We start from the raw sequence: 26,474 nt of genomic DNA, 5'->3' as shown, positions 1-26,474 counted from the left end.
TCTCTGGCGAGGGAGCTTTAAGGCCCCCAGTATTCGAAGCTTGACCACCCCCGACATCCCCACCCCCACCACGCAACCCACCCCACGCGAGGACCAAACCACCCCCCCCCCGCGGTGTCATATCCGACACGCTCATCGGAGGCCCTGCGGTGAACGAACTGCCGCAACAACTGGCCAATGGCCTTGCCCTCGGTGCCCTGTACGGCCTCATCGCCATCGGGTACACCATGGTCTACGGCATCGTCCAGCTCATCAACTTCGCCCACGGCGAGATCTTCATGATCGGGGGCTTCGGCGCCCTCACCACCTACATCTGGCTCCCAAGTGGGACCTCGTTGTTGGTGGCAGTACCCCTCATGATCATCGGCGGCGCCATCGCCTCCGTCGCCGTCGCCACCGCCGCGGAGCGCTTCGCCTACCGGCCGCTGCGCGGCGCCCCCCGCCTGGCGCCCCTCATCACCGCGATCGGCCTGTCGATCGCGCTCCAGCAGCTCGTCTGGGGCTTCTACCCCGACGCCAAGGCAGCCCGCAGCTTCCCGGAGTTCACCGGTGACTCCTTCAAGATCTTCGACAACCTGGCGATCCAGCGCGCCGACGCGTTCATCCTGATCCTCGCCCCGCTCTGCATGCTCGCCCTCGGCATCTTCGTCTCCAAGAGCCGCAGCGGCCGCGCCATGCAAGCCACCGCGCAGGACCCCGACACCGCGAAGCTGATGGGCATCAACACCGACCGCATCATCGTGATGGCCTTCGCCATCGGCGCCGCGTTCGCCGCGGTCGCCGCGGTCGCCTACGGCCTGGACAAGGGTCAGATCAACTTCGAGATGGGCTTCATCCTCGGACTCAAGGCCTTCACCGCGGCGGTCCTCGGCGGCATCGGCAACATCTACGGAGCCATGGTCGGCGGCGTCGTCCTCGGCCTCGCCGAGTCCCTGTCGATCGCCTACATCGAGGACATCCCCGGCATGCAGCAGCTCGGCGGTGGCGCCTGGTCCAACGTCTGGGCTTTCGTACTCCTCATCGTCGTGCTCCTCGTCCGGCCCCAGGGCCTCCTCGGCGAGCGCGTCGCGGATCGGGCGTGAGAACGATGACCACAGACTCCACGAACGCAACCGTCGACACGGTGGACGCCCGCACGACCACCCTCCGCTGGCTCACCGCAGCGGGCGGCGTGGCCACCCTCGCCAGCACCTTCCTGGCCTGGACCTGGACCTCCGAATTCCCCGGCGACCTCACCGTCACCGGATACCCCGGCGGCCTCCAGGTCCTCACCCTGGTCGTCGGACTGCTCACCGCTCTCTTCGCACTCGCCTCCCTCGGCATCAAGGGACTCGGCTGGCTCACCCCCGCCGGCAGCACCAAGGCCCTCCAACTGCTCGCACTCGGCGGGCTCGGCACCACCTGGTTCGCCCTCGCCGCCATCTGCGTCGAACTCGGCGGCATCGTCAACCTCGAACCCGGCGGCTTCGTCGCGGCCATCGCCTCGGCCGCCCCCGCCATCACGGCGTACCTGCTGCCGGAGGACACCCGCAAGCCCACCCGGCCCAAGGAGCTCCCCTCCTGGGCCGAAATCCTGATCATCGTCGCCGCCTTCGCCGTCGGCCTCTTCGTGATCACCTACGGCATCGACACCGAGTACGCCGAGCTCTTCACCGGCTACCTCATCGCCGTCGGCTTCGGCGCCACCGCACTCTTCAAGGCGGGCCTCATCGGCCGGCTCTCCGCGGTCACCGCCAAGTACCGCCAGGTCACGGTGGTCTCGGCCTTCGTCGCCGCCGCGGCCTTCCCCTTCACCCAGAACACCGACCAGTACACCCTGGTCGCGGTCAACATCCTCATCTTCGCGACCGTCGCCCTGGGCCTGAACGTCGTCGTCGGCCTCGCCGGCCTCCTCGACCTCGGATACGTCGCCTTCCTCGGCGTCGGCGCCTACACCGCCGCCCTCGTATCGGGATCGACGGCCTCGGCCTTCGGCGTCCACTTCCCCTTCTGGGCAGCCGTCCTCACCGGCGCAGTGGTCTCCCTGATCTTCGGCGTCGTCATCGGCGCCCCGACCCTGCGACTGCGCGGCGACTACCTCGCCATCGTCACCCTCGGCTTCGGAGAGATCTTCCGCATCGCCATGGGCAACCTCGACGGCGTCTCCGGCCCCCGGATCACCAACGGCCCCAACGGCATCCCGAACATCCCCGACCTCGAGTTCTTCGGATACAACTTCGGGGAGTCCCACACCGTCGCGGGCATCGAACTCGGCGCCTACGCCAACTACTACCTGCTGATGCTCCTCGCGACGATCCTCGTCGTGCTCGTCTTCAGCCGCGCCGGCAGCTCCCGCATCGGACGCGCCTGGGTCGCCATCCGAGAGGACGAGACGGCAGCCACCGCCATGGGCATCAACGGCTTCCGCGTCAAACTCATCGCCTTCGCGCTCGGCGCCACCCTCGCCGGACTCGCCGGTACCGTGCAGGCACACGTCCAGCACACCGTGGTGCCGGAGATGTACCAGTTCGCCGGCCCCGTCCCGCCCAACTCCGCCTTCCTCCTGGCGGCCGTCATCCTCGGCGGCATGGGCACGATCAGCGGACCGCTGCTCGGCGCCACACTGCTCTACATGATCCCGGCCAAGCTGCAGTTCCTGCAGGACTACCAGCTCCTCGGCTTCGGCATCGCCCTCATCCTGCTGATGCGCTTCCGCCCCGAAGGCCTCATCGCCAACCGGCGCGCCCAGCTCGAGTACCACGAGAACGACGAGACCGACCAGACCGACGTACCTGACAAGGGTCTGGAACCCGGCGTCGGCATCGCCAAGGCTGGGGCGTGAAAGACATGACCACCACCACCGAGACCACCACCAAGACGGCAGAGACCGTCCTCGACGCGAGCGGCGTCACCATGCGCTTCGGCGGCCTCACCGCCGTGCGCTCCGTCGACCTCACCGTCCGCGCCGGCGAGATCGTCGGCCTCATCGGGCCCAACGGTGCGGGCAAGACGACCTTCTTCAACTGCCTCACCGGGCTCTACGTGCCCTCCGAGGGCACCGTCAAGTACAGGGGCACGGTGCTGCCGCCCAAGCCGCACCTCGTCACCACCGCGGGCATCGCCCGCACCTTCCAGAACATCCGACTCTTCGCCAACATGACCGTCCTGGAGAACGTCCTCGTCGGGCGCCACACCAGGACCAAGGAAGGCCTCTGGTCGGCCCTCCTGCGCGGCCCCGGCTTCAAGCGGGCGGAAGCCGCGTCCCACGCACGGGCCATGGAACTCCTCGAGTTCGTGGGCCTCGCCCACAAGGCGGAGCACCTCTCGCGCAACCTCCCCTACGGCGAGCAGCGCAAGCTGGAGATCGCCCGGGCACTCGCGAGCGACCCCGGCCTGCTGCTCCTCGACGAGCCGACCGCCGGCATGAACCCGCAGGAGACCCGCGCCGCGGAAGAACTCATCTTCGCGATCCGGGACATGGGCATCGCCGTCCTCGTCATCGAGCACGACATGCGCTTCATCTTCAACCTGTGCGACCGCGTCGCCTGCCTCGTCCAGGGCCAGAAGCTCATCGAAGGCACCCCGGCGGTCGTCCAGGGCGACGAGCGCGTCATCGCCGCCTACCTGGGCACGCCGTTCGAGGGCGAGCCCGATGAGGCCGACACCGCCGCGGTCGAGACAGCGGAGCCGTCGGCGAGCAGCGACGAGGACGCGGAAGCCGCGGAGACGGAGGCGGAGGCTGACACCGAAGCCCCCGCAGCCGTTGACGACGACGCCGAGACCCGCGAGGCCGCGGACACCGGGGCCGGGGACACCGGGGACACCGGCGCCGAGGCCGGGGACACCGGGAAAGACACCCCCGCGTCCGACGCCTCCGAAGCGTCGGACGGGTCCGGCGATGCACCGGAAGCCACCGCGGACAGCGACACGCGCACCACCGGCAACACCAACAACACCAGCACGGAAGGAGACGCGAAGTGACCGCACTCCTCGAAGTCGAGGACCTCCGGGTCGCCTACGGCAAGATCGAGGCCGTCAAGGGCATCTCCTTCTCCGTCGAAGCGGGCCAGGTCGTCACCCTCATCGGCACCAACGGCGCCGGAAAGACGACGACCCTGCGCACCCTCTCCGGACTGCTCAAGCCCACCGCGGGCAAGATCACGTTCGACGGACAGGTGCTCAACGGCATCCCCGCCCACAAGGTGGTCTCCCTCGGGCTCGCCCACTCCCCCGAGGGCCGGCACATCTTCCCCCGCCTCAGCATCACGGAGAACCTCCAGCTCGGAGCGTTCCTCCGCAATGACAAGGCCGGGATCGAGAAGGACGTCCAGCGCGCCTACGACCTCTTCCCCATCCTGGGCGAACGTCGCAAGCAGGCCGCCGGAACGCTCTCGGGCGGAGAACAGCAGATGCTCGCCATGGGCCGGGCCCTCATGTCCCAGCCCAAGCTGCTCATGCTCGACGAGCCCTCCATGGGCCTCTCCCCGATCATGATGCAGAAGATCATGGAGACCATCGCCGAGCTGAAGTCCCAGGGCACGACGATCCTGCTCGTCGAGCAGAACGCCCAGGCCGCGCTGTCCCTGGCGGACTACGCGTACGTCATGGAGGTCGGCGAGGTGAAGCTCACCGGCACCGGCCAGGACCTGCTCCACGACGAGAACGTCCGCAAGACGTACCTCGGCGAGGACTGAGCCCGGCCACACGAGAAGGCCCGCCCCTGTGGCGGGCCTTCACCCATCCGGCGGACGGGCTCGGAGCGGCCCTCGGCGCTGCACGCGCCGTCGACCACGGTCGGTCGATCGAGGACCCGCCAGGCCTGCGGCGGCCGGCCGGGCGCTACTGCCCCTTGGCCGCCTTCTTCTCCTCGGCGTCCTCGATGACCGCTTCCGCCACCTGCTGCATCGACATCCGACGGTCCATGGACGTCTTCTGGATCCACCGGAAGGCATTCGGCTCCGTCAGCCCGTACTGGGTCTGCAGGATCGACTTCGCACGGTCCACCAGCTTCCGCGTCTCCAGCCGCTGGGCGAGATCCGCGACCTCCCTCTCCAGCGCCTTCAGCTCCGCGAACCGCGACACCGCCATCTCGATGGCCGGCACCACGTCGCTCTTGCTGAAGGGCTTCACGAGGTACGCCATGGCCCCCGCGTCCCTCGCCCGCTCCACCAGATCACGCTGCGAGAACGCCGTCAGCATCAGGACCGGGGCGATCGATTCCTCGGCGATCTTCTCGGCTGCGGAGATCCCGTCGAGCACTGGCATCTTCACGTCGAGGATCACCAGGTCGGGCCGGTGCTCGCGGGCGAGTTCGACGGCCGTCTGCCCGTCACCGGCCTCACCGACGACGGTGTACCCCTCTTCCTCGAGCATTTCCTTGAGGTCGAGGCGGATGAGCGCCTCGTCCTCGGCGATGACCACGCGGGTCGTCATCGGCGGGACGTGCGACGCGTTCTCGTCGTCGGCGACGGGCTGGGGCGACTCGGGGGCGGTCACGGTAGCTCCTCGTTGCGGGCAGGTACTGCTGCCCATGAGCCTACCTAGTGGGCTTGGTCGTCGCGCACACGGTATGCTGCACGCGGTGATCTCGCCGGGTTGGCGCAACTGGTTGACGCGGAGGTCTCAAACACCTCTGTCCGCAAGGACGTGTGGGTTCGAATCCCATACCCGGCACATCGCGCAAAAGCGGGTGTTCACGTTCTAGTGAACATCCGCTTTTCGTCGCTCACAACCAGGGCCGTTCACTCAGAGTGTACGCATGACACCTCATGGAACCGCGGTTCGACGCCGCGCCCTGGCCCTCCTTCACGGCGGCGCCAGGAATATTGAAGTCGCCCGGACGCTGAACGTACCAGCCGGGACGGTGGCGTACTGGCTCCACATCGACCGCGCCCAGCGCGGCGCATGCCCGGGCACCCTCCGGCCCAGTAGCTGCCCCCGCTGCGACGGATCCCCCCTCGACCACGAGGCGTACTCGTACCTTCTCGGGCTCTACCTGGGCGACGGACACATCATCACGAAACCCAGGCATCACCGCCTGTCGATCTACTGCACGGCGGCCTACCCGGGACTCATCGACGCAGCCGAGGACGCCATGCGGCGCATCATGCCGCTGCGGAGGACCGGGCGCCGGACGAGAGCAGGATGTGTCGAAGTCAAGTCCTACTCATGCCACTGGACCTGCCTCTTCCCCCAGCACGGCCCCGGCAAGAAGCACGAGCGCAGGATCGCCCTCGAGCCCTGGCAGCAGCAGATCGTGGACGCGCACCCCTGGGAGTTCCTCCGCGGGCTCGTCCACTCGGACGGGTGCCGGAACGTCAACTGGACCACACGGCTCGTCGGTGGTGTGCGCAAGCGCTACGAGTACCCGCGGTACTTCTTCACCAACGTCTCCGACGACATCAGACGACTCTGCACCGACACGCTCGACGGCCTCGGTGTCGAGTGGAAACACTGCACACGCAACGGTCGGCCGTACAACATCTCGGTGGCCCGCCGTGAGTCCGTCGCCCTCATGGACGCCCACATAGGCCCGAAGTACTGACGGGCGCCCGGCAGTCGGTGGCCGGCGGACCGGTCGTCTGTGACCCGTCACAAGGGTTCCCCGGTTTCCCGGGGACGCAGCCCAATCTGTGGGAATCTCCTTGTCGCGTCGCACCCCGACTGCGAGTTTCGCCGCATGAGTCCTCTCGACCGACGCGGCTTCGTCGCCGCCGCAGGTGCCGCAGCAGCGGCCGTCACCGTCAATCCGCTGGCTGCCGCGGCGGTCACCGGTACTCCCGGGAGCGGGGGTGATTTCGAGGACGCCGACCGCGGGTTCGTCGCCGCGCTCACCCCCGGGGTGGTGCGGAACGCCGAGGGGCGGGTGGTGTGGGACAACGACGCGTACGGGTTCCTGGAGGGAGAGACTCCCCGGTCGGTGCATCCCGCGCTGTGGCTGCAGTCCCGGCTCGCGGTGAAGCAGGGGCTGTACGAGGTGGCGGACCGCATCTACCAGGTCCGTGGACTCGACGTGTCGAACATGACGATCGTGGAGGGAGCCACCGGGATCATCGTGATCGACCCGCTGATCTCGGCGGAGACGGCGTCCGCCGCACTCGGGCTGTACCGGCGGCACCGTGGCGCGCGCAAGGTCACGGGGATGATCTACACGCATCCCCACGTGGACCACTTCGGGGGCTCCCGCGGCGTGCTTCCCGGCGGGGCGGAGGGAGACGTTCCGGTGCTTGCACCGGCCGGGTTCATGGAGCACGCCGTGTCGGAGAACGTCTATACGGGTCCGGCGATGAGGCGTCGTGCGTCGTACATGTTCGGAGCGGTGCTTCCGAAGTCCCCCGTGGGGCAGGTCGGTTGCGGGCTGGGGCAGGCGGTGTCCACGGGGACGGTGGGACTGGTTCCACCGACCCGGGAGGTGTCGCGGACGGGGCAGGTGGAGACCGTCGACGGGGTGCGGATCGAGTTCCAGATGACGCCTGGGGCCGAGGCGCATGCGGAGATGAACTTCCTGTTCCCCGAGCTGCGCGCGGTGTGCATGGCGGAGAACGCGACGCACACGATGCACAACGTGATCACGCTGCGGGGTGCACAGGTGCGGGACGCGCGGTTGTGGGCGCGCTATCTGGGCGAGTCGGTGGAGTTGTTCGGCGGCCGGGCGGACGTGGCGTTCGCTTCGCACCACTGGCCGACGTGGGGCGGGCGGGACATCGCGGAGTGGCTGGGGCTCCAGCGGGATCTGTACGCGTACCTGCACGACCAGACGGTGCGGCTGATCAATCAGGGGCTGACGGGTCGGGAGATAGCGGAGTCGCTGGAACTGCCCCCGGCGTTGCGGAGGGTGTGGGCGAATCGCGGGTTCTACGGTTCGCTGAGTCATAACGTGAAGGGGATCTACCAACGCTACATGGGGTGGTTCGACGGCAATCCGGCGCACCTGTGGGAGCATCCTCCGGTGGCCGAGGCGAAGCGCTACGTGGCGGCGTTGGGTGGGTGTGCTGCGACGGTGGCGAAGGCGAGGGGTTTCGCCCGGGAGGGCGATCTGCGGTTCGCGGCGACGTTGCTGAACCACGTGGTGTTCGCGGATCCGTCGCACCGCGGGGCGCGGGAGGAGTTGGCCGCGGTGTACACGAGGTTGGGTCGGGCGGCGGAGAACGCGGTGTGGCGGAACTTCTACCTGTCGGGTGCCCTGGAGCTGCGCGAGGGGGTGGAGCCGGCTCCCGCGTCGGCTGCCGGTGCGGATCTGCTGATGGCGCTGTCGGTGGACCAGTTGATCGACTCGGTGGCGGTCCGGGTGAACGGACCGCGGGCGTGGGACGTGCGGTTGACGATGGATTGGGACATGCCGTCGTCGGGCGGGGTGTGGTGGTTGACGTTGGCGAACGGGGTGTTGTCGTACCGGAGCGGTGCGGGTAGGCGTCCGGATGCCGGGGTCACGTTGACGATGACGAAGCCGCAGTTGGTGGCGCTGCTGGGTGGGAAGGGTCTCGGTGACGTCGTCGTGGAGGGCGATGTGTCGTTGCTGCGGACGTTGTTGGGCGTGCTGGACTCACCGGATCCGATGTTCCCGATCGTCACTCCGTGAGTCGGCTCCGGTGGCGCGGTAACGAGGGGTTTGCCGGACGCCGGGTCGCGGAGGGTGAGGCGCCGACGACGGGTGCCGCTACCTGGGGCGGTCGTCTTCGCCGATGTGGTGGACGCGGACGAGGTTGGTGGAGCCGGGGAGGCCGGGTGGGGAACCTGCGGTGATGACGACGATGTCGCCCTGCTGGCAGCGGCCGATCTTGAGGAGTTGTTCGTCGACCTGGTCGATCATGGCGTCGGTGGAGTCGACCCGGGGGCCGAGGAAGGTTTCGACGCCCCAGGTGAGGTTGAGTTGGGAGCGGGTGGCGGCTTCGGGGGTGAAGGCGAGGAGGGGGATGGGCGAGCGGTAGCGGGAGAGTCGCCTGACGGTGTCTCCGGACTGGGTGAAGGCGACGAGGAACTTGGCGCCGAGGAAGTCACCGATCTCGGCTGCGGCACGGGCGACGGCTCCGCCCTGGGTGCGGGGTTTGTTGCGTTCGGTGAGCGGCGGGAGGCCTCGGGCGAGGATGTCCTCCTCGGCGGCTTCGACGATGCGGCTCATGGTCCGGACGGTGTCGATGGGGTGTTTGCCGACGCTGGTCTCACCGGAGAGCATGACGGCGTCGGTCCCGTCGATGATGGCGTTGGCGACGTCGGAGGCCTCTGCGCGGGTGGGCCGGGGGTGGTCGATCATCGAGTCGAGCATCTGGGTGGCGACGATGACCGGTTTGGCGTTGCGCTTGGCGAGTTTGATGGCGCGCTTCTGCACGAGGGGCACGTGTTCGAGGGGCATTTCGACGCCGAGGTCACCGCGGGCGACCATGATGCCGTCGAATGCGGCGACGATGCCGTCGATGTCGTCGACGGCCTGCGGCTTTTCGATCTTGGCGATGACGGGGAGGCGGCGGCCTTCTTCGTCCATGATGCGGTGGACGTCGTCGACGTCGCGTCCGGTGCGCACGAAGGAGAGGGCGATGGCGTCCGCGCCGATCCTGATGGCCCAGCGGAGGTCGTCGATGTCCTTGTCGGAGAGGGCGGGGACGGAGACGGCGACGCCGGGGAGGTTGAGTCCCTTGTGGTCGGAGATGACGCCGCCTTCGACGACGGTGGTGCGGACGCGGGGTCCGTCGACGCCGGTGACTTCGAGGGTGACGCGGCCGTCGTCGACGAGGATGCGTTCTCCGGGGGTGACGTCGGCGGCGAGGCCGGGGTGGGTGGTGCCGCAGGCGTTGCGGTCGCCCTCGATGGGTTCGACGGTGATGGTGAAGGTGTCACCGCGTTCAAGGAATACGGGGCCTTCGCCGAATTTTCCGAGGCGGATCTTCGGGCCTTGAAGGTCAACGAGGATGCCCACGTTGCGGCGGGCGTCGTCGGAGGCGCCGCGGACGTGGTGGTACCGCGCCTCGTGCTCGGCGTAGGTGCCGTGGCTGAGGTTGAAGCGGGCGACGTCCATTCCGGCCTCGACCAGTGCCTTGATCTGGTCGTATGACTCCGTGGCGGGCCCCAGTGTGCAGACGATTTTTGCTCGGCGCATGTTACGAGCCTAAGTCTTACCCGCCGGTAGAGAATTGGTTGCGCATGACCACTCAACAACCTTTGGGTGAAGGTTCATTGACAAGTATTGAATTGTGCATGGGGGCGCTCGTCTGAGCGTATTCCGGCGTCCCGGGGCGTACGGCTGCGGCATGGGCTGCGGCTGCCGCTGCTGCTGCACTCGGCCGGGCGTGTCATTGCCCGGATCACCGGCGGGCCGTCTCACGGCCCCGCGTCTCCAGGACGCCTGCTCCCGGTCGCGCTCCCGCGATCCCTCGCGGTTCCGGCGCCACCCGTTTCCCCGCCGGCTCATCCCCGCCGATCGGAACGGGTTTCTCGGGGGCCGCCGCGGCGCCGGAAGGAGCTGCGCCGGGGGCCTTGGAAAAGGAGTGGGTGCAGGGCGCAGGCGCGGTGTTCCCGGAGGCGGTCTCGGGGCATTTCCCGGCGCGCGGCGATCGGCGACGGGCGGGAGCTGCCCGCCGCCGGTGGCCGTCCGGGACCGGATCGGCGGGCACCGTGGGCGGGCGGTGCGTGGCGGTGTCGGACCCGGCGGCGAGGGGTGAGCCGGACGGGAGCGGCCGGGTGCCGTGCGGAACCCCGCGGCTCGCCCCAGGGGCGATGGCGGCTACAACTGCGGTGGCGTCATCGTAAAGCGGGCGTTGACCTGGGCGTAGACGGTCTGTCGCTCGGGTTCGAGGTCCAGGGCCGGCGCGGCTTCGGCTGCCGATCCGGCGAAGGCGGCGGAGCGCATGGCGCCCTGGGCCGGCGGCATTGCGTAGGACGTGGGGGCTTCGGCGCCGAGGTCGGCGAGTTCGACGAGGGCGGCGAGCCGTGCGCCGACGGCTTCGGCGTATTCGCGGGCGCGCTGGACGGCTTCGACGACTGCTTGGCGGCGGGCTTCTCCGTGGGCCGGGGAATCGGGGCGCAAGCACCACCAGGGGCCGTCGACGCGGGTGAGGTCGAGGTCGGCGAGACGGGTGGTGAGTTCGCCGAGTGCGGTGAAGTCGGAGAGGACGGCGGTGATGTGGACCCGGCCGTGGTAAGCGCGGACGCGTTCGCCGCGTCCGTGCCGGGAGAGTTCCGGGCTGATGGAGAACGCTCCCGTTTCGAGTTTCTCGACGGCGGTGCCGTAGGTCTTGATGAGGTCGAGGACGTGGGTGTTGCGTCGGGTGAGGTCGTCGAGGGCGCTGCGCCGGTCGGTGCCGCGGGCGCTGACGGTCACGCCGATGCGGGCGATCTCCGGGTCGACCTCGATCCGTGCCTCGCCGCGGACGGCGATCCGTGGTGTTTCGGGGGTTCCGTACGGAGCCGCGTCATTGGTCATGTGGCCTCCCTCGCTGTTGTTCTCGAACCCTTCCGCAGGCGGCTGCCCTGCGCCAGAATCTACGCGCGTTGTGCCACTGAACGAGGGAGATCACATGGCGCTCAATCGCAGGACGTTCTTGGGCCGTTCGGCCGCTGCCGGAGCTGGCGCCGCCATCGCGGGGGGTGTGGCCGCGACCCCGGCGGAGGCTCACGGACACGGCCACGGGCGACCGCCGAAGCGGTACTCGTTCACCGTGATGGGCACGACGGACCTGCACGGCAACGTCTTCAACTGGGACTACTTCACCGACAAGGAGTTCGACGACAAGAACCACAACGACGTGGGTCTGGCGAAGATCTCCACTCTCGTGGCGCAGGTGCGCGAGGAGAAGGGGCGTCGCAACACGCTCCTCATCGACGCCGGTGACACCATCCAGGGCACCCAGCTGTCGTACTACTACGCCAAGGTCGATCCGATCACCGCGCGCCGCGGGCCGGTCCACCCGATGGCCCAGGCGATGAACGCCATCGGCTACGACGCCGCCGCGCTCGGCAACCACGAGTTCAACTACGGCATTCCGGTGCTCCGCAAGTTCCAGGAGCAGTGCGATTTCCCGCTGCTGGGTGCCAATGCGCTCGACGCGAAGACCTTGCGGCCGGCGTTCCCGCCGTACAGCATGCACCGGCTGTGCACGCCGCACGGCCGCGATGTGAGGGTGGCGGTCCTGGGGCTGACGAATCCGGGCATTGCGATCTGGGACAAGGCGAACGTCAGCGGGAAGATGGTGTTCCCGGGCCTCGAGGAGCAGGCGGCGAAGTGGGTGCCGAAGCTGCGTTCCATGGGTGCGGACGTCGTCATCGTGTCGGCGCACTCGGGCTCCAGCGGTACGTCCTCCTACGGCGACCAGCTGCCGTACGTTGAGAACGCTGCGGGTCTGGTGGCTGAACAGGTCCCGGGGATCGACGCGATCCTCGTCGGTCACGCGCACACCGAGATCGCCGAGTACGTGGTGACGAACAAGCAGACCGGCAAGCAGGTGGTGCTGTCCGAGCCGCTGAAGTGGGGCCAGCGCCTCACGCTGTTCGACTTCGACCTGGTGTGGGAGAGGGGCCGCTGGTCGGTGGCGAAGGTGGGCGCGACGGTGCTCAACTCGAATACCGCCGAGGAGGACCCGGCGATCACTCGACTGCTGGTCGACGAGCACCAGAAGGTCGTCACGTACGTCAACCAGGTGATCGGGACGTCGACCGCGGCGATGTCCACGGCGGAGGCGCCGTGGAAGGACGAGCCGATCATCGATCTGATCAGCCACGTCCAGGTGGAGACGGTGAAGGCGGCGCTGGCGGGCGGACAGTACGCGGCGTTGCCGGTCCTGTCGCAGGCCTCGTGCTTCTCCCGGACGGCTGCCATTCCGTCGGGGCAGGTCACCATCAAGGACGCAGCCGGGCTGTACCCGTTCGAGAACACGCTGGAAGCGCGGCTGATGACCGGCGCCCAGCTGAAGGACTACCTGGAGTACTCGGCCAGGTACTACGTGCAGACCCCGGCCGGTGGGCCGGTGGACACGGCGAAGCTGACCAACGCGGAGAACATCCCGGACTACAACTACGACGCCCTGTACGGGGTGTCGTACGAGATCGACATCGCGAAGCCGGTGGGCTCCCGGATCGCCAAGCTGTCGTACGACGGCAAGCCGGTGGATCCGGCGGCGCAGTTCGTGCTGGCGGTGAACAACTACCGCGCGAGTGGTGGTGGCGCGTTCCCGCACGTGACGAAGGCCCAGCAGCTGTGGTCGAACTCGGAGGAGATCCGCAACACGATCATCCAGTGGGTGCAGGCGAAGGGGACGGTGGATCCCGCCGCGTTCGCGTCGGTGGGGTGGATGCTGACGCGTGACGGTGCACCGGTGTTCTAGCACCGGTCCTTGAGCGGGACGAGCGGAGGCGCCTGGCCGGGGATGCGGGGCGCCTCCTGCCGTTCCAGGCCGAAGCTGGTGAAGGCGGTGCGCCGTGGCAGGGGGTAGGGCTGCGCTCCGGTGAGGGAGTTGAGGATGGTGGCGCTGCGCCAGGCGGCCAGTCCGAGATCGGGGGCGCCGACACCGTGGGTGTGGCGTTCGGCGTTCTGGACGTACACCGCGCCGGTGACGAGGGGGTCGAGGACGAGTCGGAACTCGTCGTCGACGCAGGGTCGTTGCGAGGAGTCGCGGCGCATGTGGGCGTCGAGGCCGGTGAGTACGCGGTCGAGGGGGCGTTGGCGGTAGCCGGTGGCGAGGACGACGGCGTTGGTGTGCAGCCTGCTGCTGGTGCCCTGCTGGAGGTGTTCCAGGTGGAGTTCGATGTGGGTGGTGCCGGTTGCGTCGGCGGCCCTGACCTGGACCGCGGGGGTGAGCACGGTGTCGGGCCAGCCGCCGTGGAGGGTGCGCCGGTACAACTCGTCGTGGATGGCGGCGATCGTGTCGGTGTCGATGCCTTTGTGGAGTTGCCACTGGTGGGGGACGAGTTCGTCGCGTACGGGCTCGGGGAGGCCGTGGAAGTAGCGGGTGTAGTCGGGGGTGAAGTGTTCGAGGCCGAGTTTGGAGTACTCCATGGGTGCGAAGGCCTCGGTGCGGGCGAGCCAGTGCATCCTTTCGGTTCCGGCGGGGCGGGCGCGCAGCAGGTCGAGGAAGATCTCGGCGCCGGACTGCCCCGAGCCGATGACGGTGATGTGTTCGGCGCCGAGGAGTCGCTCGCGGTGCCGGAGGTAGTCGGCGGAGTGGATCACGGGGACGGCGGCGGAGCCGACCAGGGGTTTGAGGGGCTCGGGCACGTGGGGTTCGGTGCCGATGCCGACGGCGAGGTTGCGTGCGTAGGTGCGACCGAGCGATTCGGCCCCTCCCCCGGCGTCGAGTTGGGTGAAGTCGACCTCGAAAAGGGCACGTTCCGGGTGCCAGCGGACGGCGTCGACCTGGTGGCTGAAGTGGAGGCCGGGGAGGTGGCTGCTGACCCAGCGGCAGTAGGCGTCGTACTCGGCGCGCTGGACGTGGAACTTCTCTGCGAAGTAGAAGGGGAAGAGCCGGTCGCGGCTCTTGAGGTAGTTGAGGAACGTCCAGGGGCTGGCCGGGTCGGCCAGGGTGACGAGGTCGGCGAGGAACGGCACTTGGAGGGTGGCGCCGTCGAGGAGGAGACCGGGGTGCCAGTGGAATGCGGGGCGCTGCTCGTAGAAGGCGGTGGTGAGGCTGCCGGGTCCGGTCCGGGGCAGTCCGTCGGAGAGGGCGGCGAGGGAGAGGTTGAACGGGCCGATGCCGATGCCCACCACGTCGTGGGGCCGGTCGCTGCGGCCCTGGGCTCCGGCGGTGGGCGTTGTGGTCATCGGAGGGTGCTGCCTTCCACGAGCGCGATGAGGGTCGCGAGGTCGTCCGGGGTGGTGTGGGGGTTGAGGAGGGTGGCTTTGAGCCAGAGCCGGCCGTCGGTGTGGGCGCGGCCGAACACGGCACGGCCTTCGTAGAGGAGGCTGCGGCGGATACCGGCGACGGTGGTGTCGGTGGCATCGCGGGGGCGCAGCAGGACGGTGGACAGGGCGGGGCGGTCGTGCAGTTCGAGGGCGGGGTGCTGGTCGACGAGGTCGGCGAGGTGCTGGGCGGCGCTGCAGGTGCGGTCGACGAGGTCGGCGAGTCCGGTGCGGCCGAGGGCGCGGAGGGTGACGGCGATCTTGAGGATGTCGGGGCGTCGGGTGGTGCGCAGTGAGCGGCCGAGGAGGTCGGGGAGCCCTGCTTCGGTGTCGTCTTCGGCGTTGAGGTAGTCGGCCGTGTGCCGCAGGGGGGCGAGGTGGGTCCTGTCGTGGACGGCGAGGAGTCCTGCGGCGACCGGCTGCCAGCCGAGTTTGTGCAGGTCGAGGGTGACGGTCCGGGCGTGTTCGAGGCCGTTCAGCCGGGGGCGGTGGCGGGCGCTGAAGAGCAGGGGTCCGGCGTAGGCGGCGTCGACGTGGAATTCGGCGCCGTGCCGGTGGCAGAGGGCCGCGATGTCGGCGAGCGGGTCGATCTGTCCGGTGTCCGTGGTGCCGGCGGTGGCGACGACCAGTACGGGACGGCGTGGGCCGTGCAGTCCGGTGAGGGCGTCGTCGAGTGCGGCGAGGTCGGTGGTTCCGCTGGGGGCGGGGACGGTGACCGGTTCGGGCAGTCCGAGCAGCCAGGCGGCGCGGCGGACGGAGTGGTGGGTGTGGGCGCCGCACACGACGTGGACGGCGCCGTGGCGTTCCCGGGCGAGGAGCAGGGCGAGTTGGTTGGCTTCGGTGCCGCCGGTGGTCACGAGGGCGTCGGGGTGCGCGGCGTGGGGGTAGACCTCTGCGGCGAGTGCCTCGGCGACCACGGTTTCCAGCGCCGAGGCGGCGGGCGCCTGGTCCCACGAGTCGAGGGACGGGTTGAGTACGGAGGCGGCGAGGTCCGCGGCGACGGCGAGGGCGAGCGGCGGTGTGTGGAGGTGGGCGGCGCAGCGCGGGTCGGCGGGGTCGGCGGCGCCGTGGGCGAGGGTGCGGACCAGGGTGTGGAGGGCTTCGTCGGCTCCGGTGCCGTGGTCGGGGAGGACGGGGGTGAGGGTGTCCCGTACGCGTGCGTCGACGGTGTCGGGGCCGCCGGCGGGGAGGGGGCCGCCGCGGGCTTCCGCTCCTTCCTGCAGTGCGCCGAGGACGACGGCGAGGAGGGGCCGTAGGGCGTGGTGCCCTGCGGCCCCTCCGGCAAGGGGCGGGATGCTCACGGGCGGATCCTTCTGGTGTGGGGGACGGCTACACCAGCGTGGACTCGGTCCGTGCGGCTTTTCTCCGGGTCTGTTGATCTCAACCCGAATGGGGTACGGTCCCGCGGATCGCCAGGGCCCGTCGCAGTTCGTCGAGTTGGTCGACCAGCTTGCGGCGCAGGGCGGGCGTCACGTCGGTGTCGCGGAGGCAGTCCTCGCCGAGGCGGAGGGCGTCGGTGTCCACGGCGTGGGCGGGGAAGGCGTAGCGGCCCGCTGCTTCGGCGATGGCGGGGCCGCGGCGGGCGGCGGTGGCGACCGCGGCGGGGTAGAAGCGGGGGACGTACTCCTTGACGACGTCGGCCTGTTCGGGCTGCCAGAAGCCCTGGGCCGTGGCGGTGAACAGGTAGTTGGACAGGCCGTCGGTGTCGAAGAGGCGGGCCCAGGCCGCGGCCTTGGCCTCGGCCGTGGGGAGGGCGGCGCGGCAGCGGGCAGCGCCTTCCTGGCCGGTGGCGCTGGGGTCGCGGTCGAGTTCGGCGGCGATGCCGGCCTCGTCGAGGGCACCGAGGACGGCCAGTCGGGACAGGACGCGCCAGCGCAGCTCGGGGTCGAGGTCGGGGCCGCCGGGGATGCTGCCGTCGGCGAGCCAGTCGTGGAGGCCGTTGGGGTGGGCGGCGGAGTCGATGAAGTGGCGTACGGCGGTGAGCCGCAGGCCGGGGTTGTGCCCGTCCTCGGTGCGGCGGATGAGGTCGCGGGTGAGGTCGGTGATGAGGGCGAGGGCGGCGGGGCGGGCCTCGGGGGTGACGTAGCGGTCGGTGACGTGGGTGGTGGCGAAGGCGAGGACGCCCTGGACGACGGCGAGGTCGGCTTCGTGCGGGAGGTGGGTGCGGGCGGTCTGCAGGTAGGCGGTGGGGTCGAGTTCGCCGTCGCGGACCATGTCCCGCAGCGCGTTCCAGACCACGGCTCGGGTGAGGGCGTCGGGGATGCCGGAGAGCGTCCCGAGCGCCGTGTCCCGGGAGCCGGGGTCGAGGCGGATCTTGGCGTAGGTGAGGTCGCCGTCGTTGAGGACGACGAGCGCGGGGCGGCGGCCGGGCCGCCTGACGGGCTCCTGGAGGGGTACGTCGAGTTCGAAGCGTTCGCGCAGGACGAGGCCGCGGGCGTCGACGGGGTCCCGGTCGTAGGTGCCCACGGAGATGCGGTGCGGCCGGCTGCCGGCGTGCGCGATGCCGAGTTGCCAGCCGCCGTCCGTGTCGGTGGGGTCGGGGGTGAGGGTGTCGACGCCGGTGGTGCGCAGCCACGACTCGGCCCAGGAGTGGACGTCGCGGTCGGTGGCCGCGGCGAGCGAGTCGATGAAGTCCGCGAGGGTGGCGTTGGCGAAGCGGTGGCGGGAGAAGTGCAGGTTGATCCCGGCGAGGAAGTCCTTCTCGCCGAGCCAGGCGACGAGTTGGCGGAGCGCGGACGCGCCCTTGGCGTAGGAGATGCCGTCGAAGTTGAGCATCGCGGAGGCGGTGTCGGGGACGGCGTCGGGGTCGGGTGCGACCGGGTGGGTGGAGGGGCGCTGGTCGGCGTCGTAGCCCCAGGACTTGCGGGTGACGCCGAAGTCGGTCCAGGTGTCGGTGTACCGGGTGGCTTCGGTGAGGGTCTGGAAGCCCATGTACTCGGCGAAGGACTCGTTGAGCCAGATGTCGTCCCACCAGCGGAGGGTGACGAGGTCGCCGAACCACATGTGGGCCATCTCGTGCGCGATGACCATGGCGCGGGTCTGCCGCTCGGTGTCGGTGACGGCGGAGCGGTAGACGAACTCGTCACGGAAGGTGACGAGGCCGGGGTTCTCCATGGCGCCCGCGTTGAACTCGGGGACGAACGCCTGGTCGTAGGAGTCGAAGGGGTACGGTTCTTCGAACTTCTCGTGGTAGCGGTCGTAGCAGTCGCGGGTGACGGAGAGGATCTCGTCGGCGTCGGCGTCCAGGTAGGGCGCGAGGGACTGGCGGCAGTGGATACCGAAGGGCAGTCCCCGGTGTTCGGTGCGTACGGAGTACCAGGGGCCGGCGGCGACGGCGACGAGGTAGGTGGAGATGCGCGGGGTGGGGGCCGCGGTCCAGCGGCCGTCGCCCTGGGGGGTGGTGGTGCCGTTGGCGAGGACGCTCCAGCCGTCGGGGGCGGTGACGTTGAGTTCGAAGACCGCTTTGAGGTCGGGCTGGTCGAAGGCGGCGAAGACGCGCTGGACGTCGTCCATGAACAGCTGGGTGTAGAGGTAGGTGCGGCCGTCGGCGGGGTCGGTGAACCGGTGCATGCCTTCGCCGGTGCGGGAGTACTCCATGGCTGCGTCGATGCGCAGCTCGTGGTCGCCCGCGGTGAGTCCGGTCAGTGGGAGCCTGTTGCCCTCGAGTGTCTCGGGGTCGAGGGGCCGTCCGTCCAGGGTGACGGAGCGGAGGGCGGCGGGCTTGAGCTCGACGAAGGTGTCTCCTGCTGTCCGCGCCGTGAAGTGGATCACGGTGTGGGAGTCGAAGGTGTCTCCCCCGGCCGCACCCGGGGGTGTCCCTGCCCCGGTGGTGAGATCGAGGTCGATCTCGTACCGGTGGACGTCGAGGAGCTGGGCTCGGGTCTGCGCTTCGTCGCGCGTCAGTACGGACATGGGGTCATGCTGCCCGATGGGGTGGTCCGGGAGCACGGGGGATTCGCTCTCAGCGTGCAGGCGATTCCACGCGGCTGGGGTCCGGGGCGTCGTGCGGGACGGGCGGTGGACGGGGGACGGACGGTGCCGCGCCCGGTAGCCGAGGAGTGGGCGGGCGAGGGGGCGTGTGGCCGGGGTGGTCGGGAGCACCGGCGAGGGGGCGGGGATCGGTGACGACGGCTGCGGACGGCCCTTCGGTACCGGTCATCCGCGTGGCGCAGCCCGGTGTGGACGTCGTCCCGCCGTGGGGGTGGACGACCGCCCGCTTCACGCGCGGCCCGCGTCGGCGATCGTCTCGTGGTGGCGGATGACCTCGGCGATGATGAAGTTCAGCAGCTTCTCTGCGAACGCGGGATCGAGTTTGGCGCTTTCGGCGAGTTGGCGCAGCCGGGCGATCTGGCGGGCCTCGCGGGCGGGGTCGGCCGGCGGCAGGTGGTGCTCCGCCTTGAGGTGGCCGACCTGCTGGGTGCACTTGAAACGTTCGGCGAGCATGTGGACGACGGCCGCGTCGATGTTGTCGATGCTTTCGCGCAGCCGGGTCAGCTCGGCCTGGACGGGGTCGTCGTGGTCGCTCGTCTTGCTGGTGGTCATGGCGGCCCAGCTTACGTGGGGCGGGGCCGTCGGTCGGCGGGCGTTCGGGATGCGGGACGTGGTCGCTCCGCCCTCGGGGCGGTGCGGCCCTGTTGTTCGCGAAAGCGGACGGGGCACGTGCCGACCCGCCGGGAGGCGTACGGGGTCGTGGTGGCCGATGCGGCGGGCGCCGGCCGCGACGGGGAGTGCGGTGGCGGTGCAGGGCTGCGGGGTCGCGTGGGGCTCGGGCTCGGGCCGATCGTCGTCCAGGGGGCGGCGCGCCGCAGGGGGCGTTGGTGGCCGACGGCCGGGCGGGCCGGGGGCCTGCGGGGCCGTTTCGTCCGCGGCAACGGGGGTCCGGGCGGGGCGGGTGACGGAGGGGTTCCCGCCACCCGCCCTTCCCACTGTGCGCGCCGGTTCCCCCGGCGCACCGGTTCACCTGCTACAGGTTCGCGGCCGCGGCCTTGATGGCGGTGGCGAAGGTGGACACCTCGGTGTAGACACCGGGGTAGTTGGGCCGTGCGCAGCCCTGGCCCCAGCTGACGATGCCGACCTGGATCCAGGCCCCGGCGTCGTCCTTGCGGAACATCGGGCCGCCGGAGTCGCCCTGGCAGGTGTCGATGCCGCCCTGGGCGAGGCCGGCGCAGATCTCCTCGTCGGCGACGAGGCTCGGGTAGGACTGCTTGCAGGAGGCGTCGGAGACGAACGGGACCTGCGCCTTGTACAGGTAGCGCTGCTGGCCGCCGCCTTCGTAGCGGGCGCCCCAGCCTGCGACGGTGAAGGTGCCGTTGTTGTAGGCCGTCGTGTCGGCGATCTTCAGCGTGGGCAGGTTGATCGACTGGGCGAGCTTGATCAGTGCCCAGTCCTTGCCGGTGCCGTTGTAGCCGGGGGCCCGGAGGACCTTGGTGGACTTGACCTTGATGGCGCTGGAGCTCTGGAGGTCCACGACTCCGGCGGTGGCGGTGATGCCGGTGTTGTTGCCGGAGGCGCCCACGCAGTGTGCGGCGGTGAGGACGATCTGCTGGGTGAGCAGTGCGCCGCCGCAGCCCATGGAGAGTCGGACCATGAACGGGAACTCGCCCTGGGCGGCACGGGTTCCGCCGACGACGGGTGCCTGGGCGGCCGATGCGGTGGTGGGCTGCAGGCTGACGGCGGCGAGGACGACGGCGCCGGTTGCGGCGCATCTCCGGAGTAAGCGCGCGAGAGTGTTCAAGGGTCTGCCTTCTTTCGTGGGGGGTTGTTGCCTGCGCGCGACGTGGCCCACGCCTGGGGATTAATGACATGGGCTCGTCAAGCAGGTGGTCCGGATTATGAGGACGCACGCGAAGGCCCACAAGACGCGCTTTTCGGCCATTCACCGCACCGCGAAGGGGAGGTACCGCGCCGTAGAGTTGGCAACGGCCGACCGTCGATCAGGACGGCCCGAGGTCCGGATCCGGAGAACACCCCCAGGGAGCGCGGGAGTGGCGAACGGCAGCGAAGTGGTACACGGCTTCCCGCACCTCGACACCGTGCGGGCGGCGATCACGGCCCTGCACCGGAGGCTGTCCTACGACGGCGTGCGCGCCTACGACGGCAGCGTCGCCCCGGCCGACGTCGCCTTCTCCGACCAGGACGACCTGCACCTCGGGGCACAGCGGGTGGCTCACGCCCTGGTCCACCAGTTGCGGCTGCCGGAGGCCAGGATGATCGTGAGCTTCCGGGAGATGCACCACGCGGCGAGCGTGGAACTCACCGCGGGACCCGAGTACTTCATCGAACTGAACGACCGCTTCCGCACCCATCGCCGGGACATCGGAGCGGCCCTCGCACACGAGATCACACACGTGCTCCTGCACCGGCTGGGGCTTCAGTTCCCCGGCACCAAGGCCAACGAGATCCTCACGGACACCGTGACGACCTACCTGGGGGCGGGCTGGCTCCTGCTCGACGCCTACCGCGAGGACGAGGTTTCCAGCCAGAAACTGGGCTATCTGACGCCTGAGGAATTCGGTTACGTCCTGGCCAAACGAGCACTGGTCTTCGGCGAGGACCCGTCGGTCTGGTTCACCAGCCCCCAGGGGTACACGGCCTACGCGAAGGGCCGGACCCAGGCGCTGCACGACGGCCGGCGGCCGCCGCTCGTCGCCGCGGGCTGGAACGGAAGGCGCCGCTACGCCAAGGACCGCCGGTACGCCCAGGACCACGGTGGGAACGGGCAAACGGGCCCCGACTCCGCGTACTCCTTCGAGCCGGCGCCCGACGGGGGGCTTCGGGTCTCCTTCCCCTGCCCCACGTGCCACCAGCGCATCCGGCTGCCCGTGCAGGGGCGGGTGCGGGCCCGCTGCGGCCTGTGCCGGTCGATTCTCGAATGCGACACCTGACCACGTTTCCTAGGGTTCGTTGCATGAGGACCGAAGACCTGTTCAGAGCCGTCCAGGACGGCGACGACGATGCCGTGGTACGGGCGCTGCGCGCGGGCGCCCCTGCGGAGGCCGCCGATGGGGACGGGACGACGGCGCTGTACGCGGCGGCGGCCCGAGGCCGGGTCGGTGCCGTCCGGCTGCTGCTCGCGGCCGGGGCCGACCCGGACCGGGCGAGCGGCACGGACGGCGCGGAGCTCCCCCTGTGCGGCGCCGCCGCGTGGGGGCACGCGGCGGCGCTGGGGGCTCTGCTCGCGGCCGGCGCGCGGCCCGACCTCCAGGAGGAGGCGGGGGTCCGCGCCCTGACCTGGGCCTGCCGGCATGGACACGCCCGGGTACTGGAGGCCCTCCTGGCGTCGGGTGCCGATCCGGACCTGCCCGGTCCGGGGGGCGAAGCCCCGCTGGTGACGGCGGCCCGCAGGGGCTCTCTCTCCTGTGTGCGGGCGCTGCTGGAGCACCGCGCCCGGGCGGTCGCCGAGGCGCTCGCCGAAGCCCGTCGCTGGCTGCGGCTCGACGTCGAGCAGGAGCTGCACCGCGGGCTCGTGGAGGCGCACGGCGACGGGTACGAGACCGCGTCCCGGCAGGTCGAGGAGGACGGCGGGGTGACGGTCGTCGTGGAGCTGTTCCGCGACGGCTCCGTGGCGGGCGACGAGCAGCAGACCGGGCACGCGGCGATCACCACGGTCCTGGAGGCGGCGCTCGGGGAACGGACGCCCTTCGAGGAGCTCGCCGAGCGTGCGCTGCGCTCGGGCGATGCCCGGACGGAGGACTGGGCCGAGTCCGTGGCGGTGCTGTGGCGGCGGGTCGACGAGGAGACGTTCCGCGCCGCGGCGGCGTGGTGCGCGACCGACGACCCGTTGCGGCAGACGTTCGCCGCGGACGTACTGGCCCAGCTGGGTCTCGCGGGCCCGCCCGGTGTGGCTGCGGACGGCGCCGACGCCGGGCACAGCGATGCCCGGGCAGGTCGCGCCGGGCTTTCGGCGCGGATCGTGCCGCTACTACGGGAGCTGTCGCGGGAGGCGTCGGACCCGGAGCTGATCCAGTCGGCCGTCCTGGGGCTCGGGCACCATGCGGACCCGGCGGCGCTGCCCGAGATCCTCCGGCACGCGGACCATCCCGATCCCGAGGTGCGCCACCGGGTGGCGCTCTCGCTCGGCGGACTGGTGCCGGGCGACCACGCGGAAGGGATCCGTGTTCTGATCGCGCTCAGCCGGGACACCGACGCCCAGGTCAGGGACTGGGCCACGACGGCGCTGGCCGGGGTGGAGGCCGACAGCCCGCTGATCCGGAACGCGTTGGCCGACCGGCTCGACGACGGGGACGCCGACACGGAGTCCGAGGCCGCTCGCGGTCTGGCGATGCGTCAGGATCTGCGGGCAGTAGGGGTGTTGGCCCGTCTGCTGGCCGACGGGGATCCGGATGGCTACGCGTACTCCACGGCGCGCGAGGCGCTGGAGTACCTGGACGACGAGCGGATCAGGCTCCGGCTGGAGTCGGTCGTCCCGCGCGGGCGGTGAACACGCGGCACCCCGGAAGACGGGGTGTGCTGCAACGGGGCGCAGCCGCCTCGCGCCGGTGCGCGGTTCCCTCGGCGCGCGGACCGCGGGTCGAACGGGTCACGCCGGTGGCCGCACCGGTGACCGCTGCCGTTCCGGTGCCAACTCACCGGTGCGGGAATCCGGTCGCTCCGCGGCCCGCCGGGCGGATCGCGGCAACGCACCGTGTCGGCACGGAGGTGGGCCGGGCACCTGTGTCCGTGCCCCCGGGGAAGCGGACGCAGGGCGGCGGTCCGACCGCACGGGCTCGGGACACGGCGCCGTGTCTCGTCCCGGCGAGGTGGCCCGTCGCCGGTGGGCACAGGCGGTTCAGTGGACGGAGAGTCCGCCGTCGATGAAGATCGACTGGCCGGTGACGTAGTCGGAGGCGCGGCTCGCCAGGAACACCGCAGCGCCCGCGAAGTCCTCGGCGAGGCCGTTGCGCCCCACCATGGTGCGCGCGGCGAGGGCGGCCACCGTGGCCGGATCGGCGGACAGCCGCCGGTTCAACGGGGTCAGCACGACGCCGGGGACGAGCGTGTTGCAGGTGACGCCGTACGGCGACCACGCCTCCGCCTGTGAGCGTGCCAGGGATTCCAGGCCGCCCTTGGACACGCCGTAAGCCCCGCTCACGGCGAAGGCCCGGTGGGCCTGCTGGGAGGAGATGTGGATGATCCGGCCGAAACCCCTCTCGGCCATCCGGGGTCCGAAACGCTGGCCCAGGAGGTAGGGCGCCTCCAGGTTCACCGCCATCGTGGCGTCCCAGTCCCCGTCCGTGAGCTCGCCCATCGGCGGACGCAGGTTGATCCCGGCGGAGTTGACGAGGACGTCCGGTTCGCCGAAGACCGAAGCGGCTTCTTCTGCTGCGGCACGTACACCCGCACGGGTACCCAGGTCGGCACTCACCCAGGAGGCCCGGCACCCCCCGGCCACCAGCTCCCCGACGGTCCCGGCCAGTTGCTCCTCCCCGCGCGCCACGATCGTGACGCTCGCCCCCGCACGGGCCAGGGCACCTGCCACGGCCCGGCCGATGCCGGAACTCCCGCCGGTCACGAGAGCCGTGCGGCCCTCCAGTGAGAAGAGGTCGGCGAGGTACGACCGCGCGGTCATCTGCACGCTCCGGGATCCGTTGGTACGTCGGTGCGGACCCGTGTCCACCGAACGACCCTACGTGACGTCGGGGCCGGTACGCCGCGAAGGCGGGCGCCGCGATGCCGAACCCCGCGACGCCCGCGCGCAGGAGCGTCCTGCGCCCGTAGCGGTCACCGAGGCGGCCGGAGAGACGACGGGCACTGCCGCGAAGCCCGGCAGACGGGCGGAGAGCGTCCACCGCGGGGCGCACGCGGAGGCACCCGGGGTCCCCGGCCCGAGGACGGCGTGTGAACGGCGGCGTGGACGGCCTGTGAACGGCGGCGATCATCACGTCCGAGAGGTCCGTCGGCGCGGACGCAGGGCGGACGGAGGGCGGCGGACCGGCCGCACCGCCCCGCAGACCCGGGGCGCGCCGGGGAGGGACTAGCGCGCGCCGTAGACCGGCTGTGGCAGCTCGGCGGCCTCCAGGAGCTTCCGGGCCGTCTCCCCCGCCTCCGCCGGCGTCCAGCGCGAGCCCCTTTCCGCCGTGGGTCCGCGGCGCCACCCTTCCATGACGGTGATGCGGCCCGCCTCGGCCTCGAAGACGCGGCCGGTCACCCCTGCGGAAGCCGGGGACCCGAGCCAGACGACCAGCGGGGAGACGTTCCCCGGAGCCATCGGGTCGAACGCCGCGGGGTCCTTCGGCGCCGCCATCGAGCGGGCGAACGTCCGCTCGGTCATGCGAGTGCGGGCCGCCGGTGCGATCGCGTTGACCTGTACCCCGTAGGGAGCGAGTTCCGCCGCGGCGACCAGGGTGAGACCCACGACGCCCGCCTTCGCCGCGCTGTAGTTGCCCTGGCCCACCGACCCCAGCAGGCCCGCCCCGCTCGATGTGTTGACGACCCTGGCCACGACCTCCCGCCCCGCCTTGGCCTCGGCACGCCAGTACGCCGCCGCGTGCTTGAGGGGGAGGAAGTGTCCCCTCAGGTGCACCCGCATCACCGCGTCCCAGTCGTCGTCGTCCAGGTTGACCAGCATGCGGTCGCGCAGGAACCCCGCGTTGTTGACGAGGGTGTCGAGCCGCCCGAAGGTCTCCATCGCGACGGCCACCAGGGACGCCGCCCCCTCCGCGGTCGCGATGTCGCCGTCGTGCGCGACCGCTTCGCCACCGAAGGCCGCAACCTCCTCGACGACGCGCCCCGCCGGCGTGCCCGATGCACCGGAACCGTCGGGTCCGACCCCCAGGTCGTTCACGACGACCCGGGCTCCCTCCGCGGCGAACGCGAGCGCGTGCGCCCGCCCGAGCCCTCGCCCTGCCCCCGTCACGACCACGACCCGGCCCGCACAGATCCCGGACCTCTGCCCAGCGGTCATCTCAATCCTCCTTGTTGACGGTTGCTGCGTCCAGGAACGCGGGACGCTCCCCGCCCCCGTGCACCAGCAGGGACGCCCCGCTGACGTAGCCGGCCCGCTGCGAGGCGAGGAACACCGCCGCTTCGCCGACCTCGTACGGCTCCGCCAGCCGTCCGAGCGGCACGGTGCGGCCGACCGCCGCGAGCCCCGCCTCGTCGCCGTAGTGCAGGGACGCGAGCTCCGTGCGGACCATGCCGAGGACCAGGGTGTTCACCCGGACGTCAGGAGCCCACTCCACCGCCATGGAACGCGCGAGGTTCTCCAGACCCGCCTTGGCCGCCCCGTACGCCGCGCTCCCCGGTGACGGCCTGGTCGCGCTCACGCTCCCGATCATGATCACCGATCCGCGTGCGGCGCGCAGGTGCTCGCAAGCGGCCAGTGAAGCGGTCAGCGGGGCCAGCAGGTTGAGTTCCACCACGCGCGCGTGCCGCTCCGCCGGGGCCTCCCCCAACAGCCGGTGGGGCGTTCCGCCGGCGTTGTTGACCAGCACGTCCAGGCGTCCGCCGCGCCGTACGACCGTGTTGAAGAAATCGCCGACGGCGCCGGCGTCCCGCAGGTCCACTGGGACGAAGCGGGCCGATCGCCCGGCGGCTTCGACCGGCGCGTCCGGCGGCCTGCGGGCGCAGACGACGACTTCTGCTCCCGCAGCCAGGAACGCCCGGGCGATCCCGGCGCCGACGCCGCGGGTGCCGCCGGTGACGACGGCCACCCTCCCCTGCAACTCCATCGCCT

Annotated in this window: 20 protein-coding genes and 1 tRNA gene; 10 read left to right on the top strand and 11 right to left on the bottom strand. The window is 70.7% G+C overall.

Annotation, left to right across the window (positions count from 1 at the left end; translation table 11 throughout):
- The first annotated feature begins 149 nt into the window (after window positions 1–149).
- The 4 genes from ACFXOM_RS05285 to ACFXOM_RS05270 are packed head-to-tail and all read left to right on the top strand — an operon-like array spanning window position 150 to window position 4,673.
- Complete coding sequence (locus tag ACFXOM_RS05285) at window positions 150–1,082, top strand: branched-chain amino acid ABC transporter permease (RefSeq protein ID WP_384929770.1); 933 nt, start codon at window positions 150–152, stop codon at window positions 1,080–1,082.
- A gap of 5 nt (window positions 1,083–1,087) precedes the next feature.
- A complete protein-coding gene (locus ACFXOM_RS05280; protein WP_385036985.1) occupies window positions 1,088–2,821 on the top strand; it encodes a branched-chain amino acid ABC transporter permease in 1,734 nt (577 codons plus the stop codon).
- A gap of 5 nt (window positions 2,822–2,826) precedes the next feature.
- The gene (locus ACFXOM_RS05275; protein ID WP_385036982.1) at window positions 2,827–3,960 is read left to right on the top strand and encodes an ABC transporter ATP-binding protein; all 1,134 of its coding nucleotides are present in this window, start codon (window positions 2,827–2,829) and stop codon (window positions 3,958–3,960) included.
- Complete coding sequence (locus tag ACFXOM_RS05270; RefSeq protein ID WP_384929778.1) at window positions 3,957–4,673, top strand: ABC transporter ATP-binding protein; 717 nt, start codon at window positions 3,957–3,959, stop codon at window positions 4,671–4,673. The genes ACFXOM_RS05275 and ACFXOM_RS05270 overlap by 4 nt, the downstream gene beginning before the upstream one ends.
- 145 nt (window positions 4,674–4,818) lie before the next feature.
- Here the strand turns inward: ACFXOM_RS05270 and ACFXOM_RS05265 are convergent, their stop codons facing one another.
- Entirely contained in the window at window positions 4,819–5,475 is a 657-nt protein-coding gene (locus ACFXOM_RS05265) for an ANTAR domain-containing response regulator (RefSeq protein ID WP_384929781.1), read from the bottom strand.
- Between the two features lie 93 nt (window positions 5,476–5,568).
- On the opposite strand from ACFXOM_RS05265, the gene ACFXOM_RS05260 reads away from it, so the two are divergent.
- The 3 genes from ACFXOM_RS05260 (at window position 5,569) to ACFXOM_RS05250 (ending at window position 8,557) form a co-directional block, all read left to right on the top strand.
- Window positions 5,569–5,652: transfer RNA gene (locus ACFXOM_RS05260), tRNA-Leu, on the top strand.
- 85 nt (window positions 5,653–5,737) lie between these two features.
- Complete coding sequence (locus ACFXOM_RS05255) at window positions 5,738–6,523, top strand: helix-turn-helix domain-containing protein (protein ID WP_385036980.1); 786 nt, start codon at window positions 5,738–5,740, stop codon at window positions 6,521–6,523.
- 135 nt (window positions 6,524–6,658) lie between these two features.
- Window positions 6,659–8,557 carry an alkyl/aryl-sulfatase gene (locus ACFXOM_RS05250; protein ID WP_385036978.1) on the top strand — a complete coding sequence of 633 codons (1,899 nt, stop codon included), beginning with the start codon at window positions 6,659–6,661 and terminating at the stop codon, window positions 8,555–8,557.
- 78 nt (window positions 8,558–8,635) lie between these two features.
- On the opposite strand, the gene pyk is transcribed toward ACFXOM_RS05250, so the two are convergent.
- Both pyk and ACFXOM_RS05240 read right to left on the bottom strand, forming a co-directional pair.
- Entirely contained in the window at window positions 8,636–10,069 is a 1,434-nt protein-coding gene (gene pyk / locus ACFXOM_RS05245) for a pyruvate kinase (protein WP_385036976.1), read from the bottom strand.
- 624 nt (window positions 10,070–10,693) lie between these two features.
- The gene (locus tag ACFXOM_RS05240; protein ID WP_385036975.1) at window positions 10,694–11,392 is read right to left on the bottom strand and encodes an SIMPL domain-containing protein; all 699 of its coding nucleotides are present in this window, start codon (window positions 11,390–11,392) and stop codon (window positions 10,694–10,696) included.
- Between the two features lie 94 nt (window positions 11,393–11,486).
- On the opposite strand from ACFXOM_RS05240, the gene ACFXOM_RS05235 reads away from it, so the two are divergent.
- On the top strand, window positions 11,487–13,289 hold the full coding sequence (locus tag ACFXOM_RS05235; RefSeq protein ID WP_385036973.1) for a bifunctional metallophosphatase/5'-nucleotidase: 1,803 nt from the start codon (window positions 11,487–11,489) through the stop codon (window positions 13,287–13,289).
- Here ACFXOM_RS05235 and ACFXOM_RS05230 read toward each other — a convergent pair.
- The 5 genes from ACFXOM_RS05230 to ACFXOM_RS05210 form a co-directional block, all read right to left on the bottom strand.
- Window positions 13,286–14,722 (bottom strand): lysine N(6)-hydroxylase/L-ornithine N(5)-oxygenase family protein, encoded by a 1,437-nt coding sequence (locus tag ACFXOM_RS05230; RefSeq protein ID WP_385036971.1) that lies wholly within the window; start codon window positions 14,720–14,722, stop codon window positions 13,286–13,288. The genes ACFXOM_RS05235 and ACFXOM_RS05230 overlap by 4 nt on opposite strands.
- Window positions 14,719–16,101 (bottom strand): pyridoxal phosphate-dependent decarboxylase family protein, encoded by a 1,383-nt coding sequence (locus ACFXOM_RS05225; protein ID WP_384929799.1) that lies wholly within the window; start codon window positions 16,099–16,101, stop codon window positions 14,719–14,721. The genes ACFXOM_RS05230 and ACFXOM_RS05225 overlap by 4 nt, the downstream gene beginning before the upstream one ends.
- Before the next feature lie 79 nt (window positions 16,102–16,180).
- Window positions 16,181–18,712 carry an aminopeptidase N gene (gene pepN / locus ACFXOM_RS05220; RefSeq protein WP_384929801.1) on the bottom strand — a complete coding sequence of 844 codons (2,532 nt, stop codon included), beginning with the start codon at window positions 18,710–18,712 and terminating at the stop codon, window positions 16,181–16,183.
- 306 nt (window positions 18,713–19,018) lie between these two features.
- Window positions 19,019–19,342 carry a chorismate mutase gene (locus ACFXOM_RS05215; RefSeq protein WP_384929804.1) on the bottom strand — a complete coding sequence of 108 codons (324 nt, stop codon included), beginning with the start codon at window positions 19,340–19,342 and terminating at the stop codon, window positions 19,019–19,021.
- Between the two features lie 421 nt (window positions 19,343–19,763).
- Window positions 19,764–20,534, bottom strand: coding sequence for a S1 family peptidase (locus ACFXOM_RS05210; RefSeq protein ID WP_384929805.1), 771 nt, complete (start codon window positions 20,532–20,534; stop codon window positions 19,764–19,766).
- Between the two features lie 250 nt (window positions 20,535–20,784).
- Between ACFXOM_RS05210 and ACFXOM_RS05205 the strand changes: the two genes are divergently transcribed.
- Together ACFXOM_RS05205 and ACFXOM_RS05200 are read left to right on the top strand one after the other, a co-directional pair.
- Window positions 20,785–21,684: a hypothetical protein gene (locus ACFXOM_RS05205; RefSeq protein WP_384929807.1), complete on the top strand. Its 900-nt coding sequence runs from the start codon at window positions 20,785–20,787 to the stop codon at window positions 21,682–21,684.
- A gap of 23 nt (window positions 21,685–21,707) precedes the next feature.
- Window positions 21,708–23,240: an ankyrin repeat domain-containing protein gene (locus ACFXOM_RS05200; RefSeq protein WP_384944250.1), complete on the top strand. Its 1,533-nt coding sequence runs from the start codon at window positions 21,708–21,710 to the stop codon at window positions 23,238–23,240.
- Window positions 23,241–23,588: 348 nt separating this feature from the next.
- Here ACFXOM_RS05200 and ACFXOM_RS05195 read toward each other — a convergent pair whose 3' ends face one another.
- The 3 genes from ACFXOM_RS05195 to ACFXOM_RS05185 form a co-directional block, all read right to left on the bottom strand.
- Window positions 23,589–24,368, bottom strand: coding sequence for an SDR family NAD(P)-dependent oxidoreductase (locus ACFXOM_RS05195; protein WP_385036969.1), 780 nt, complete (start codon window positions 24,366–24,368; stop codon window positions 23,589–23,591).
- A 405-nt stretch (window positions 24,369–24,773) separates the two neighbouring features.
- Window positions 24,774–25,703: an SDR family oxidoreductase gene (locus ACFXOM_RS05190; protein WP_384929815.1), complete on the bottom strand. Its 930-nt coding sequence runs from the start codon at window positions 25,701–25,703 to the stop codon at window positions 24,774–24,776.
- A gap of 1 nt (window position 25,704) precedes the next feature.
- Entirely contained in the window at window positions 25,705–26,469 is a 765-nt protein-coding gene (locus tag ACFXOM_RS05185; RefSeq protein WP_384929817.1) for an SDR family oxidoreductase, read from the bottom strand.
- Window positions 26,470–26,474 lie beyond the last annotated feature (5 nt).

It is taken from the genome of Streptomyces sp. NPDC059169, from assembly GCF_042755225.1.
Taxonomy (GTDB): domain Bacteria; phylum Actinomycetota; class Actinomycetes; order Streptomycetales; family Streptomycetaceae; genus Streptomyces.
Note: the sequence above shows the minus strand (reverse complement) of the source record. Positions and strands in the feature narration are given on the sequence as shown.